Origin of the sequence: Streptomyces sp. NPDC057743, from assembly GCF_042798755.1 — a bacterium.
Taxonomy (GTDB): domain Bacteria; phylum Actinomycetota; class Actinomycetes; order Streptomycetales; family Streptomycetaceae; genus Streptomyces.
This window is the reverse complement of the sequence record NZ_JBHVJX010000073.1, coordinates 1-14,085: the sequence shown is the minus strand read 5'-3', so window position 1 is coordinate 14,085 and position 14,085 is coordinate 1. Positions and strand designations below refer to the sequence as shown.

Annotated in this window: 9 protein-coding genes and 5 pseudogenes; 4 read left to right on the top strand and 10 right to left on the bottom strand. The window is 68.5% G+C overall.

Annotated features, from left to right (window positions below; genetic code table 11):
* Nucleotides 1-627, bottom strand: a pseudogene (locus tag ACFVFQ_RS37675) (transposase); the annotation flags it as partial.
* 196 nt (nucleotides 628-823) lie between these two features.
* Between ACFVFQ_RS37675 and ACFVFQ_RS37670 the strand changes: the two are divergent.
* The 4 genes and pseudogenes from ACFVFQ_RS37670 to ACFVFQ_RS37655 all read left to right on the top strand — a co-directional run bounded on the left by ACFVFQ_RS37670 (nucleotide 824) and on the right by ACFVFQ_RS37655 (nucleotide 4,099).
* Nucleotides 824-1,750 carry an IS3 family transposase gene (locus ACFVFQ_RS37670; RefSeq protein ID WP_383425115.1) on the top strand — a complete coding sequence of 309 codons (927 nt, stop codon included), beginning with the start codon at nucleotides 824-826 and terminating at the stop codon, nucleotides 1,748-1,750.
* Nucleotides 1,698-2,503: pseudogene (locus tag ACFVFQ_RS37665) on the top strand (transposase); the annotation flags it as partial. The gene ACFVFQ_RS37670 and the pseudogene ACFVFQ_RS37665, both read left to right, overlap by 53 nt.
* 602 nt (nucleotides 2,504-3,105) lie before the next feature.
* A pseudogene (locus ACFVFQ_RS37660) lies at nucleotides 3,106-3,529 on the top strand (transposase family protein); the annotation flags it as partial.
* 21 nt (nucleotides 3,530-3,550) lie between these two features.
* The gene (locus ACFVFQ_RS37655; RefSeq protein ID WP_383425113.1) at nucleotides 3,551-4,099 is read left to right on the top strand and encodes a transposase; all 549 of its coding nucleotides are present in this window, start codon (nucleotides 3,551-3,553) and stop codon (nucleotides 4,097-4,099) included.
* A 151-nt stretch (nucleotides 4,100-4,250) separates the two neighbouring features.
* On the opposite strand, the gene ACFVFQ_RS37650 is transcribed toward ACFVFQ_RS37655, so the two are convergent.
* From ACFVFQ_RS37650 to ACFVFQ_RS37610, 9 genes and pseudogenes are all read right to left on the bottom strand, one after another.
* The gene (locus tag ACFVFQ_RS37650) at nucleotides 4,251-5,354 is read right to left on the bottom strand and encodes a hypothetical protein (RefSeq protein ID WP_383425112.1); all 1,104 of its coding nucleotides are present in this window, start codon (nucleotides 5,352-5,354) and stop codon (nucleotides 4,251-4,253) included.
* A gap of 75 nt (nucleotides 5,355-5,429) precedes the next feature.
* Nucleotides 5,430-7,426: pseudogene (gene fxlM, locus ACFVFQ_RS37645) on the bottom strand (methyltransferase, FxLD system).
* Between the two features lie 22 nt (nucleotides 7,427-7,448).
* Nucleotides 7,449-8,717, bottom strand: coding sequence for a lanthionine synthetase C family protein (locus tag ACFVFQ_RS37640; protein ID WP_383425110.1), 1,269 nt, complete (start codon nucleotides 8,715-8,717; stop codon nucleotides 7,449-7,451).
* Nucleotides 8,714-11,664 (bottom strand): annotated as a pseudogene (locus ACFVFQ_RS37635) (lantibiotic dehydratase). Before ACFVFQ_RS37635 ends, ACFVFQ_RS37640 begins: the two are co-directional and overlap by 4 nt.
* A 247-nt stretch (nucleotides 11,665-11,911) precedes the next feature.
* Nucleotides 11,912-12,091: an FxLD family lanthipeptide gene (locus tag ACFVFQ_RS37630; RefSeq protein ID WP_383425108.1), complete on the bottom strand. Its 180-nt coding sequence runs from the start codon at nucleotides 12,089-12,091 to the stop codon at nucleotides 11,912-11,914.
* Nucleotides 12,092-12,255: 164 nt separating this feature from the next.
* On the bottom strand, nucleotides 12,256-12,873 hold the full coding sequence (locus ACFVFQ_RS37625; RefSeq protein ID WP_383425107.1) for a class I SAM-dependent methyltransferase: 618 nt from the start codon (nucleotides 12,871-12,873) through the stop codon (nucleotides 12,256-12,258).
* 169 nt (nucleotides 12,874-13,042) lie between these two features.
* Nucleotides 13,043-13,171, bottom strand: a complete 129-nt coding sequence (locus ACFVFQ_RS37620; RefSeq protein WP_383425105.1) for a hypothetical protein — start codon at nucleotides 13,169-13,171, stop codon at nucleotides 13,043-13,045.
* Nucleotides 13,168-13,605, bottom strand: coding sequence for a hypothetical protein (locus ACFVFQ_RS37615; RefSeq protein WP_383425103.1), 438 nt, complete (start codon nucleotides 13,603-13,605; stop codon nucleotides 13,168-13,170). Before ACFVFQ_RS37615 ends, ACFVFQ_RS37620 begins: the two co-directional genes overlap by 4 nt.
* Nucleotides 13,605-13,793 (bottom strand): hypothetical protein, encoded by a 189-nt coding sequence (locus tag ACFVFQ_RS37610; protein ID WP_383425101.1) that lies wholly within the window; start codon nucleotides 13,791-13,793, stop codon nucleotides 13,605-13,607. Before ACFVFQ_RS37610 ends, ACFVFQ_RS37615 begins: the two co-directional genes overlap by 1 nt.
* Nucleotides 13,794-14,085 lie beyond the last annotated feature (292 nt).

Genomic DNA, 14,085 nt, shown 5'->3' with positions numbered 1-14,085 from the left:
CCTGGAGCCAGATGCCCAGGACGTTCTTCATGCCGTCGGTATCGACGCCGATGACCAGGTGGGCGGCCTTGTTGACGACGTGTCCGTTGTCCCGGACCTTGATGCGGATAGCGTCGATGTAGAGGATCGGGTAGCACTCGTCCAGCGGCCGGTGCTGCCAGGACTGCACCTCGCCCGCGCTCACGTCGGTCACCTTCGAGACCAGCGCCGGGGACACCTCGGCACCGTAGACCTCATACAGGTGAGCGGTGATGTCACGAGTCGTCATGCCGCGTGCGTACAACGACAGAATCATCTCGTCGACCTGACCCAGCCGGCGTGTCCCCTTGGCACGAGCCGCGGCTCGTACTCACCCTTACGGTCCCGGGGCACGTCGATCTCGACCGGGCCGGCGGTGGTCGTCACCCTCTTCGGATACGAGCCATTGCGGTTGTTGCCGCTGCCCCGCCCAGACGGATCCCCGGCCTCGTAGCCGAGGTAATCGCTCAGCTCCACCTGCAGCGCTCGCTCGACGACCTGTTTCATCATCTGCTGCAGCAGTCCGCCTTGACCGTCCAAGCCGATCCCGAAGTCCTTCGCGTCCACGATCAGCGCGTCGATCGCCTCCGGCGACAGCACCCGCTTCACCCACTCCACAGCTTCAGCGCGGCGCATCTCATCATCCTGCCTCGATATCACAGTGTGTCACTTTCCGTTCAGGGCAGGAACCGGACTCAACAGGAGCAATCATCGCTCACTCACACAACCTGGTGTACACCCTCGGTGACCGTTGCCACGATGGCTTTATCGATGAGGTGCCCCGAGGTTTCCGGACAGGCATCCAATAGGATCTCTGGAACAGGAAACGAGGAAGAAGTGCGCGTTTCCCGTCGAGTTCATGTGCGTTCGGCTCGGCGTGTCAAAGTCCGGCTACTACGACTGGCGAAATCGTCCAGATTCCGCGACGACTCTACGTCGGAGGGAATTGAAGCTGCTCATCCAGAAGGCATTTGAGGTGTCCGACAGTACCTATGGCTACCGGCGCATCCACGCCCAACTGGGTCGCTGGGGCCACCGAGTCGGCCTGGAGCTCGTCCGCCAACTGATGCGTGAGCTCAGCCTGGTGTCCTGCCAGCCCCGGCCCAGGCGGTGGTCCCTTACCCAAGCCGCGGACGGCGCGGTGCCGGACCTCGTCGGCCGCGACTTCACCGCCAAAGCACCCGGCGAGCAACTTGTTGGCGACATAACCTACATACCGACAGGAGAGGGCTGGCTGCATCTTGCAACAGTCATCGACTGCTGCACCAAGGAAGTTGTCGGTTACGCACTGGGCGATCACTACCGGACACCACTCATCGTCCGCGCTATCCGAAACGCGGCACGAAATCGAAAGCTCGCCAAGGGTGCGATATTTCATAACGACCGCGGCAGCGAGGGCGGATTCAACTGGTCGTCGCAACACCTTGATCACGGAGGTGTGCGATGGGACGAGAGCAGAAGCAGAAGGTGCCGGAGGCGCCTGTGGGAGCGCGACGGCAGTGGGCGGCGATCGGGCGCTGCGGCCGCCGATGCGTTCACCGGGCCGGCCGGAGCTGTCTCGTGCGGTGCAGCGGGACTTTTGGCGGCGGATCGCGTCTGGAGTGACGACGGCAGAGGCCGCGGCGGCTGTTGGCGTTTCATGGCCGGTCGGATCCCGGTGGTTCCGTCACGCTGGCGGCATGTCACCGATCAGCCTGGACGAGCCCACCGGCCGCTATCTGTCGTTCGCTGAACGCGAGGAGATCGCGCTGCTGCGCGCCCAGGAGATCGGCGTGCGGGAGATCGCTCGCAGGATCGGCCGCGACGCGGGCACGATCTCGCGCGAGCTGCGTCGCAACGCGGCGACCCGGGGCGGCAAGCCGGTCTACCGGGCTCTGGTGGCGCAGTGGAAGGCGCAACAGGCCGCGATGCGCCCGAAGGCCGCGAAACTTGCAGGCAACGACAGGATGCGTGAGTACGTGCAGGAGCGGCTCGCCGGCAGTGTCCGTCGCCCCGACGGCACGATCGTCACCGGGCCCATGACGCGCGCGTGGAAGGGGCTGAACAAGTCGCATCGGCAGGACCGGCGATGGACGGCGGCGTGGAGCCCGCAACAGATCTCGCACCGGATCCGTGCCGACTTCCCCGATGATGACCATGCGCATCAGCCATGAAGCGATCTACCAGGCGCTGTTCATCGAAGGCCGGGGCGCGCTCAAGCGGGAACTGGTCGCATGTCTGCGCACCGGCCGGGCGCTGCCGACTCCCCGTGCACGGTCGCAGAATAAGCCGCAGGGACATGTCACCGCGGACGTCGTCCTCAGCGCACGCCTCGCCGAGGTTGTGGACCGTGCGATCCCCCGGCCACTGGGAAGACGATGTGATCATCGGGACGGGCCGCTCCGCGATCGGCACGCTCGTCGAGCGCAGCAGCCGCTCCACGCTCCTGGTGCACCTGCCCCGGCTCGAGGGCTGGGGTGAGAATCCGTCCCTGAAGAACGGCCCTCGCTCGGTGGCTAGGCACACAGGTCGACCATCCAGAGTAAGTGTGACAGTCCAGGGTGTGACTGTCAACCACCTGCCGGACTGTCACTCGCTGCTCTGTGGAACGGCCGGGGACCCGTCCGCAACCGCGCGTAGACATGGTAAGCCATCAGGCCAGCGCTGAAGGACTCAACAGCGGCGAACGGCGGTCGGTGTATGGCGCCCTCGGTCGCGTACAGTCGTCCAGAGCTCGGCGGTCAAGGCGGCTGGCCTGATCGGCTACCACCGCTACGACGACATCGGCCGGCTGGTCGAGGGGGCGTCTTCCGTCACACCCGGGCAGATCGTCTTCGAAGACCTCCTCACCTTCACCGTCAGCAATTGACACCGCAACAACCAGGATCAGTCATTGACTGGACAAACTTCATCACAGCGACAAGGAGAGGAGTTTCCTGCTGTTGCCCGATGTTGTTTGATTGTGATTGTGGGCACAAAAATCAACGATCAGCTTTGAGTGTGACGCCTTCACTTCTGCTCGTCAAGGAGGTGAGGTGGGAGTATCACGAAAGCGGCTCTGTTCCGTAGCCGGTGGTGATGAATGGTGACGGGTGTCGTTGACATCTCATGCGGGACGTCAACGAGCTTGTGGCTGTGGCGTTTTCGGGGTTGTCAGCGCTGGTCATCGAGGATGTTGCGGACGATGGCGAGGCGGGCCGGGGCTCCGCCCGGACCCGGGATGTTCCGGTGCCCTGCTCGGTGTGCGGGGTGCCGACGGCGAAGGTGCACGGGTACCACCACCGGACGGTGGCAGACGTGCCGGTGGACGGCCGCCGGGTCGTGGTCCGCGTCCGGGTCCGACTTCTGGCCTGCCCTGTCATGAGCTGTCAGCGGCAGACCTTCCGCGAACAGATACCGGGGCTGCTGGAACGCCATCAACGCCGCACCACGCGCCTGACCGGCCAGATCTCCAAGGTGGTCAAGGAGTTATGCGGCCGCCCGGCTCACCCGGTGGCTGGCCACGCCGGTCTCGTACGCCACCGCACTGCGCCGCAGGAACGTCGCCGCCAAGGTGACGACGATACAGGCCGCCCTGCGCGAACAGCATCTGGGCCAACCCGAGCCGGTCACCGCCGCCTACGCCGCGTCCATCACCGCGCTGATGGCCGTCCTGGCCACGCTGAATACCCAAGTCAAGGCCCTGGAGGGGCAGGCCGAAGCGCATTTTGGACAGCACCCGGCCACTGAGATCGTCCTCTCCCAACCCGGGCTGGGAGCCGTCCTCGGCGCCCGAGTGCTCACAGAGTTCGGCGGCGACCCTGCCCGCTACGTCTGCGCCAAGGCCTGCAAGAACTACGCCGGCACCTCCCCGATCACCCGCGCCTCCGGCAAGAAGAAAGTCGCCCTGGCCTACTACGTCCACAACGACCGGCTCATCGACGCCCTGCTCTCCCAGGCGTTCAGCACCCTGCGCACCTCGCCCAACGCCCACGCCTACTACCAACGGCAACGCGCCCGAGGTGTCGGCCACAACGCCGCCCTGCGCCAGCTCGCCAACCGCCTCGTCGGCATTCTTCACGGATGTCTCAAATCCGGCACCCGCTACGACACGACGAGGTAACCGCCTGGTTGCATCACGCGGAACTGGCTACGAGTTGACACTTGCGCTCCTGGGATGTCTCTCATGAGCAGAACGCAGCGTCACCACCGACTACGGAACAGATCCTGTTCATGACACTTCCAGTGGCAGTTTCCAGAAACCTGCATAAAGTTCACAGGCGAGAGCGGGCGAGGCTGGCGCGGATAACTCCGTCGCTGAGCCGGAGGGCCTGCGTCAGACGAGCGGTTTGGGGACTGGGAAGAGCACCGTTTCCCAATGCACAGGCACGGACGAGATCGTGCATTGCCTGCTCTTCATGGCGGGTGACGCCTTCGACGAACCGGGAGTTGGCCAGGCACTCGCGAGCGGCGTAGCCGTCGGTTGCCGTTGAGGTTCGGCGGTGTAGCGCGTCGGCTAGCCGACGTGCCGCGCTCTCGTGGGGATGGTCGAGGAGGTCCAGGATGGTGAGGCCGAGTCGAGTGTGGAGGATGAGCGTGCCCTGATCCGGCTGGCGCTGCACGTAGTCGTTCACCAGGGCGTCGAGGAGACCGTCGACGGGTTGGTGAAGGGCGTGGTGGCGCATCACGTTGAGGCAGGTGGTGACGGCCTGCTCCCACGGCTCGCCTGGTGTGGTCTCGGCGATGAGGGTGGCGGCGTTTGCCGGGTTGTGGTCGAGTGCGGCAAGCACGGCGACTTGGCGGCCGTCGAGCATCCGCTGCCCGATGCCCCGGTGTTCTTCGATGTGGGTCAGGGCGTCCGTCCAGCGGCCGGCAGTAGTCAGGGTGCGGGTGCCGTCGGCCAGGATGACGCGCCAGAGCCACGCGCGTACTTCGTGGCGGTCGGTGTCGCTTGGGGTGAGGTCGGCGGGTACGTGGATGTTCTCGAACTGGGCGCTGGTTCCGTTGGTGACGGCCTCGTACAGGCTGAGCAGACGGTGGCGGCCGTCGTCCGCCTTGCCCGCGCGGATCTGGAGGCGGGCGAGGTTGACCACCGGTTCGAGGGCTCGGATCGCGGTCATGCCGGGGAGGGGAGTGGCGTGGAGGTAGGCGGCGGCGTGTTCGTGGCATATCTGCCGGGCGAGGTCGGGAAGTCCGAGGTCGGAGGCAAGGAGCGAAGCCTGGTTGTAGACGGCGGATGCGAGAACCTGGTCCGCCTTGTCCACTGCGGCGTCGGCGAGTTCGACCAGGGCATGCACGCGTTGGGGGAGGGGGAGGCAGGCGGGGTGGAATCGGGAGATGAGTGGGAAGCGTTGGGCTATGGGGCTGTGTGGGTCCATGGAGTCCCCGGTGAGTGAGGGAAGCAGGGCGCGGGGTGCCTGCTGGCTGAGGGTGGGCACCCCGCGGTTGGCGCGCTACTGCCAGGTGACCAGGATGCGGTTGAGCGGGGTGTCGAGGCAGAAGACACCGGGACGCTGTTCGACCGCGGGACCGTCGAGCGGCAGGATCTCGAAGTTGGCTTCCCGGCCACGGTATTCGCGGTCCCAGGTGCGGATGGCGTCGGCGACCTTCGTGGCCAATTCCTCGCTGCCGGGGCCGTGGCCGACGACGCCGAACTCCCAGAGCTTGCCGCCCTCGGGGGTCTTCTCGTCCAGCAGCCGACGGGTGAGGTAGGTGACCGCGCCCTTGTCCACAGCGGCCGTGGCAGACGGGTACGGGTCCTCGGTGAGCACCGTGCCCTTGGCGGTCTGGGGGAACAGCATCCGGATCAGGCCGGAGGGCAGGGAGCAGGAGACGAACAGCTCCATCCACTCCGGGCTTTCCATGGCGCGGACCTTCATGCCGGTCCATGTCTCGGTCCGCGGCTGGTCTAGGACGCCGGCGAGGGCGTCGGTGTCGATGTGCTGCCCGGCCGGAGCCTGGAGCCGTACGGTGCCGTCTGCGCTGAGTGGGACGACGTGCCGGTCGTCGTCGGCGATGCCGCGCCGCAGCGGCATGAACGTGTTCATCTCGCTGCCGAACGACAGCCACCGGTCGTCGCGCTTCTCGTAGACGATGGAGCGCGAGACGCTGCCCTTGAGCCGCTGGGGGGTGACGAGGCGGCCGCCGGGGGCGAGTTGGTCGAGCCAGGCGTGCGGGATGCCGTGTGCGCCGACGGTAGCGATGATGCGGTCGTACGGCGCGCCCTCGGCGTGGCCGAGGGCTCCGTCACGGGTGATCGCCTCGACGTTGGTGACGCCGGCGGCGGTGAGGTGGGCGCGGGCTCCCTCGACCAGGTCGTCATCGACGTCGATGGTTGTCACGTGCCCGTCGGGGCCGACGATGTGAGCGATCAGGGCAGCGTTGTATCCGGTGCCGGCGCCGAGTTCGAGGATGCGGTCACCGGGCTGGGCTTGAGCTGGTCCAGCATGAGGGCGACGACACCGGGCTGGGAGGCGCAGGAGACCGACGTGCCGTCGGTGTCGTACTTGATGTGCACCGGTGCGTTCGCGTAGGCGTCTTCGAGCGGCGCGTTGGGGACGAACAGGTGCCGGGGCACGGTGCGCAGGGCGGTCTCGACCGCGGGGGTGCGGGCGTGGCCGTTGGCCTGGATCTGGTCTACGAGGGCGTTGCGGAGGCGTTCGGCATCGGCCTCGGGGGTGGCGAGTGTGTCGGTGTTCACCGCGCTGACGCTAGCGGCCGCCGGGCCCGATTCAGCTGTTGACGAGGGGTTTTCACTCGATCCCATGACTACCTTTCGTGCGATGTGGGAGATGACGTGCTGGTCTTCGGAAAGCAGGCCGGCACGGTTGGCGTGGAAGATCACGTGGTGCGCGATGACGGCGCGCAGTCCGCGGGTCAGGTCGCCGTGAACGGCGAGATGGGCGAGGGATGTTCCGGCTCGCTCGAAGGCGGCGATCCACTCGGCGTGACCGTCGAGCGGGCCGCCGGCGCGGCACAGGCTACGGGCCTCGGTGGTCATCAGCGTCCGCATCGCCGGCGCCAGGGCGAGGGACTGTTCGGGGGTGAGCACACCGGTGCCGGGCCGGAGAGTTGCGACCTTGGCCCACACGTCGCCCCAAACGCCCTTGCCCTGGTGGGTAGTTCATGAGGTGACGGCTGTCCTGGTGGAACAGATCGTGTGCGGTCGCCATAGCCTCCGCGCCGCCGAACGCCTGTAGAGCCCGGCCGTCCAGGACTGCGCGATTCCGTCGGCGACCAGGGCGTCCAGCAGTACTTCCACGGTCGGTGACGGCTTGTCGGCCAGGTACCGAAGCGGCCAGGGCTGCTTGTTCATGAACCACCAGCCGGTGAGCTGCCCTTCAGCCTCCGCGGCGAGCAGCGCCGGCGCGATGCGTCCGGTGATGGCTCGCCGTGCGGTCTCCTGGTCGGTGAAGGTGTCGTTGTGCTGTTGCCAGCGGTTGGAGGGCATCCGGGAAGTCCTTTGGTCGAGGTCAGCCGATGAGCAGGCAGGTGTCCCAGGCAGTGCGGGGCGGCTCGGTGCCGGCGGCGGCGAGGAGTGCCAGGGCAGTCCCCGCAGCACCGTCGAGCAGGCCAGCGCCCGCCTCGTTGGCCACGAGCGCGGTGGCCGCTTCGTCGGGTGCGGTGCCGGGTGGGAGGAGCGTGGCGAGCAACGAGAGAGCGGTGGCGCTCAGTTGGGCTGCGGTGGTCGCCGCGGCGTCGGTGGCGGTGCGGACTGCCAGGTGGGCGAGGCCCGCGAAGCCGTGGCAGAGCCCGTTGCCTGTGGTGGCGCGGAGTTGAGCGGGGTCGGTGAGTGTATCCAGGAGGGCGGCCTCGGCCTCTGCCTGGCGGTCGGCGTCGCCGAGGGCGAGCGCGGCGAGCTGCTGGGCGCGGGCCAGGCCCGCGGTGCCGTAACACCACGAAGGCCGCTGCGGAGCCAAGGGCGAGTGAAGGCCGGTGCGCAGGTTGCCGCGGGTGATCCAGTACGGCCAGACCGGTCCGCGGTCGGTGTTCGTCTTCCACCGGTCGAGCCAGGCCAAGATGGCGCGCATGGCCTGGTGGTGGCCGGTCACCGTGGTGCCGCGGCGGGCGGAGAGCGCGAGCAACGCTAGGACCGCGCCGATGCCGTGCGCCATGCCGTTGTTGGCGTGGCCGCCGGGGAAGCGGTCATCCGGCCGGCCGGACGGCCCTGTCGGTGCCCACCAGCCCGGGAGGGTTTCGCCGTCGTGGGTGACCGGCTCGGCCAACCGCACGCAGTAGTCCAGGACCGCTCGCAGGACCGGGTCGGTCGGGTCGCGGCGCAGGAGGTAGGCGCCGTAGCCGGTCAGGCCGCGGATGGCGTCGAACTCGCAGAGCGCCGGAAGGAGCTCGGCGTCGATCCGGCGGTGTGCGGCGTCCAGCCGTCGTCGAGCGTCGTCGGCCACCTGCCGATCCAGCAGGCTCAGGGCGCGTTGGTAGGAGCCCGGTAGGTGATCGGTGGCGCAGGCGAGGGCGTGGGCGAGTGCCGGGGCGCCGTAGAAGGGGTGGCTGTCGGGGCCACTGGTAAAGGGCTGGCGGGTGGCGGCAGGTAGCCAGTTGTGAGCGCGCTGCCAGGGGCCAAGTCCGGCCGCGGCGCGTTCGATGTGCAGCAGCGCGATGCCGGTCGGACCAAGCGCCAGATGCTGTCGCGTCGCGTCCGCGAAGACCGCGGCGGGAGCGGTATCGGGGTGGGCGAGGCGGTCGGCGACGGCTGCGGCCACGGCGAGCGCGGGGTGGTCGTTCATGCTCTCCTCCCGGCGCGGGCGACGAAGGCCAAAGCGACAGCGCGGGTGAGGTACAGGCAGACCTCTTCCTCGGGGAAGTTCACCGCGACGTGCCGGACGAAGTGCACATGCAACAGGGAGGTCAGCACGTCGTCCACGGTGATGCCCTCGGTGTGTGGTCCCGGGAGGTGCTGCCGGTAGGCGGCGAGCGCGGCGCCGCGGTCAGCCCAGGCGGAGACGATCGTCTCGCCGCCGGGCGCCGACCGAAGAGCTGCCCAGTGCCCGCTCGGGTCGGCCAGTTTCATGGCTTCGGCGAACTGCGCGCGGGGCACCGCCCTCGGCGTGGCCTGCGGGATGTGGTCGATCAGCCAGCCCGCGCCGGCCTGTGCACTGCCGAGGAACGCGGAGGCGATCGCGAAGGTGTGCGCCACCACCAGCGTGCGCTGCTGCGGGCGGTCCGGCTGTGCGAGTTGGCTGACGACGGCGCGGGAATCCGCGCGGAAGACCTCCTCGGCTGCCTCCCACGCGGGGCCGGAGCCCCAACGCCCCATCTCCCGGTAGGAGGTGGGGTAGCGCAGGTCCGCCAACAGCCCAGCGACGCGTAGTTCGTCCGCCCATGCGCTTACCGCGCGGGCGGTTCTTGCGAAGCTGTCCTGGCCGGGCAGTGCAATGCGCAGGCGAAGGTGCTGGTCAGGGTCGCGGAAGCGGATGAACCACCACGGCGGAGCCCCGAGCCGCCGGATGAGGTCGGGCACATGCCGGGCGAGCAGCGTGTCCTGGCGCCGTAGGTCCCCGTACAGGGCGGCCAGTAGCACCGAGGAGGCCGCCGGCGTCTGCATCTGGGCGGGCGACAGCGTGCGGGTCGCGGTCGGCGCGGGCAGCGCCGGCCACGCGGGAGGTCGGACGGCTTTGAGGGGCACCACGATCTCGTGCCCGCGGCCTCCGCTCCAGTCGTTCGCCTCCGTCGGAGCCGCCTCGATGAGCACGGCGGAGCGGGCGCGGTCGAGGTGCTGGCGCAGCAGGCTCCGGTGGCCGGACTGGTCGAGGTCGAGGGGGAGTTGCCGGTCGTCCTGAACGAGAGATACGCGGCGTGGCAGTCGCCTGCGTTCCCGACGCCTGGACAGTGCGGTCGCCCACTCCACGCTGGGGCGGTCGCGGCCGGGGAGGTCGGCTGCCTCCAGTCGCCAGCGGGCGGGGGCCAGCACGATCCGGCCGTACCGCAGGCGGGGCAGGAATGGCATCGCCGCGGCCACGCCCCAGTCGAAGAGGGTGACTTGGGCGCACTGGGCACGGGACAGCTCGATGAGGAACCGCGCCAGAGGTGGCGTGTGTTCGGTCAGGTTCAGCGCGTGCATCCCGACGACTTCGACACGGCGGCCGCGGCCGGGAGCGGCGAGGAACATCCGGCGGCCGTCGCACGCCACCGCCAGGTCTGCCGGTGTGAGCACCGTTGGGTCGGGGGCGCGGTGCTCTTGAAGGCTGGCGGTGAGCGGCAGGACGCGCGGTGTCCGGGTGACGTGGGCAGTGTTGGGCAGCAGTGGGGGAAAGGAGAGCTGAGCGGCAACGGTGCCGTCGTCGGCAGTTGGCAGGTCGCTCAACTCCACGCTCAGAGCCTCGCGTTGGGCAGGCGCGAGGACGCTGAGGAACCGGCCGGTGGACACCCCAGCCCCGCGGGACACGCTCGTGACCTCCACGGTGAAACGCCCGCGGCGCGCCTCCTCCAAGCTGGCCGCGTGAAGCCGCACACCAACCTCCAGGTGCGGGGGCACCCGCGGCTGATCCGGACCCACGTCCAAAGCGGCCACGATCTCGTCGGTGACCACCACCTCGTCGCGGCCGTCGAGCGCGGCTGCCTGCGCGAGCCGCACGAGTACGTCGTCACGGGGGGACACGCGCCGCCGATGGGCGCCCGCCGGGGCGCCGGGATACCCCTCGGGATAGCCGATACCGCTGTCCGCAACGACCTCCAGCAGCGGCACCATCGTCCCGATGCCATACCGCTCGTAAAACCTCTGGTGGTACGTGCCCCAAGCACGGGTGCCGTACGGGCGAGAGCTCAGCCGGGTCAGGACGGTTGCGGCGCGCTCCGCCTCACCCGCCACCGCGTCCGGTAGCACGATCCGGGCGTCCAACCGTAGGTCGAGGGCCAGCGGATGACGGTGCAGCCGCGGCACCAGGTCCCGCATCCGCGCGGCCACGGTCTCCCGACCGCTGGAGGTATCCCCTTTCTCCAGGCCAAGCTGGAGCAAGTGCAACTCCCGGACCGTCTCCGCGAGCGGCGCGAGGGAGCCGGCCGCCACCGCATCGAGCTGCGCAACGAGGTGGCCGAGAGCATCCGTCTCGGTGGCCGGCGCCTGCAGGTTGGTGATCAGCACGCGCCGGCGGACCAGCTCCGCCAGCAGCCCGCGAACCCGCTCGGGTACCACGGAAGGGAACTCGGCCCTCAGCTTCGTGGCCAGATCCCTGAACCGGATGGGTGAGCCGGCTGCCGCGAGGACAACCCGCACTGGGGCCGTCAGCTCGATGGACGCTTCGACGGCTCGGCGTTGGCCAGTCGACCCGTCATCCTGGAAGGGCACGACGAGTTGGTTGTCCCTCTGCGAGATCGTGTCGTTCACGACGACGTGCAGAAGGGGCAACAACTCGTCACAGTTCTCCAACTGCTCGACCAGCGCGGCCAGCCACTCAGCGCCGGCCCGAACCACAACTGCGCGGTCTTCACCCCAGGTTGCGCGAGGGCTGTGCCGAACGTGGCTGTGGCAACCCCCGCGAACAGGCCGAACGGCGTGGCCCGGTGACCAGCACGCAGAAGGTACCGGGCGAGCGAGAACCCGACCCTGCGCACCTCGCGACCGGACGGATCAGCCGTCAGGCACAGGGCCTGGACGTTGTGCGCGAGGTCCGGACTGGCGTGGCGCAGCGCCTCAGCGACGTCGGGGTCCTGCCAGACCGAGCGTAGCCAGGCCAGACGACCGGCTGTGACATCCGCCTGTTCAACGCCCTCGAAGGAACGGTCATCAAAGTCCGGGCACGGGAGCTGAGCCACGGCCGGCCGGCCGGGCGACGGCACGCACGAGAGCGGTCCCGCTGGCCCGAAACGCTGGGCGTGCGGCCACGAATACCTCCTTGAGCCGGAGAGAGAAGGGGACGGCCGGTGCCGCCGGCCTACTGGCGCGGCGGCACCGGCTCCCGGTCAGGGCCAGACGACCGGACTGTCAGGCGACGTTGGTGGTGCAGGCACCGCACGTCGTTCCGCAGTTGTCGTCGGTCAGGTTGGTCAGCCCGGCCGCGTCGGAGACCTCCAGCAGGGAGACGTTCAGGTCAAACCCGTCCGACTGGATCGGCGCCGTCGACTCCTGGGCCGGGGCGGTGCTTTTGGGAACGGATCGCGTCATGACAACTCCAGGTGATTCAGCTGTTGTTGTGGACTGGGTGGTGCTGCCAGTGCACTGCCGGACGGAGCGTAGTGATGAAGCCGCACCGCCGTGCAGGTTCTGGCCATCCCGCCTCGATGACCGAGCCGGGAAGCTCAGTGGGTTGTGCCTTGAGGGTTGGTGGCTCAGCGCAGTGGGCCGCGCAGGATGATGCCCTGCACGGACCCGCCGGCGGTGATCGAGTAGCGCGTCACGTGCTGCCAGTGACCGTCGTCGAGCCCGTTGATCTCAGCCAGCGTCAGGCCCCGATGCACGTGCTCCGGCGGCGTCAACTCGTGTACGGCCGTGGTGATGTGCAAGGTGCCGGTGCGCGCCCGCAACCACCGTCGGCAGTCACCGAGGAAGCGGCGGCGGTCGAGGAACGGGAGTGTCAGGCGGCAGATGATCAGGTCCACCGTGCCGGGCTGGAGTAGGTGGTGCTCCGAGTCGGCCTTGAAGTCGTACCGATCGAACCGCAGGTTCTCGAACTCTTGGAACATGCCGCGGGCCGCGTCGACCGCGACCTCGGAGAAGTCGAGCCCGAGGACGTTCAGCCCCCAGCCGGCCAACGTGGCGGCTAGCGAGCCGCGCCCGCACCCCGCGTCGACGGCGAACTGGCCGGAGGCGACCTGGGCGTAAGCGCGAAGCAGTTGCCGCTCCTCCCGCCCGACGGACAGGAAACGGGCGCCCTGCCCGTAGGCCCGGCCCCAGTATTCGGGGGTGTGGGTCTCGGACACCGGTGAGGTGTTCTCCGTGGCGGTCATGCTGCCGGCTCCGGATCGTGCACAGGGTCGGTCAGCCGGAGGTAGCTGACGCCGGACCTACTCTCAGCCGGACACGCCTCGAACTGCGGTGTGGAGTCCGTGGCCTGCTCCAGGGCTTCGAGGGTAGGCGCCATGTTGGGGATGACGCAGAGTCGCATTGGAAGACCTTTCAGTGTGTGGCGAGCCCGACCAGCAGGACGACCATCAGGACGGTCAGGGCGTCGACGTAGAGGACCTGAGCGGCGATCTGCCGCCAGCCAATGCCGTGTTCGTCGAGCCAGATGCGGGGCGGCTTCATCGATGGCCTTCGGGGCGGAGGAGGTACAGGAACGCATTGCGCTCGCCGAGCCAGCGGACTTGCTGCTCGTACTCTGCGAAGTTCGAGGTGATGGTCGCCATGTCCGGGATGACAAGGCCGTCAGCCCGGCCGCGGTAGATCATGTCGATCGCCTCGGCGTATCCCTCCCGCACGCGCAGGTCGCAGGCGATGGTGTCCGTGACGTCGTAGATCACGTGGCGGCCACGAGCCTCCGCCAGCTCGCGGAGCCGGGACTGCATGCCCGAGGCGTCCGCTCCCGGCGGCCTGATCACGTAGCTGACCAACCGACTGTGCGACGAACCTGGGAACAGCTCTTTGACATGGTCGTTGTAGGACCGGCGGAGGTGGCGCAGCCGTAAGGCCGGATCCACCGAGATACGCGGCTGCCGCCTGAACGTTAGGTCGTTGGCCATCAGATATCGCCCAGGCCCAGGTACAGGTCGCATTCGTAGCTGTCCCAGTCGTCGGGGTTGCCGTGGCGCCGGCGGAAGTCCCGGCGTTCGACGGCCAGGGAGCGCCGTGCGTCACGGGCCTTCATGCCCATGGCCTGCCGTCGCATCGTTTGTGTTGCGGGCCACTTCGGGTTGCTGCTGTCGCTCATCGTTGCCTCCAAGCTAGGGAAGGCATGGCCGCACCCGCCGCTCATCGGCGGGCCGGCCAGGTGGGGCCGCGCGAGCTGGAAGACGTCAACGGTCAGACACGCAGCGGCAGTCGGAAGCACCTCTACTTGCGGCGACCGTCGCGAGGGAGCTCGCGTCAACGCGCCTCCGGCGAGGTCTGCCTGAACTACCGTGACGGCTACTGAACTTCTTCAACTCGGCCACTGATCGGGGGATGGTTGGTGGCCCGTAACAGGCGAGGCTCTCGGACTGTTGAGCGGGATGTCTCACGTC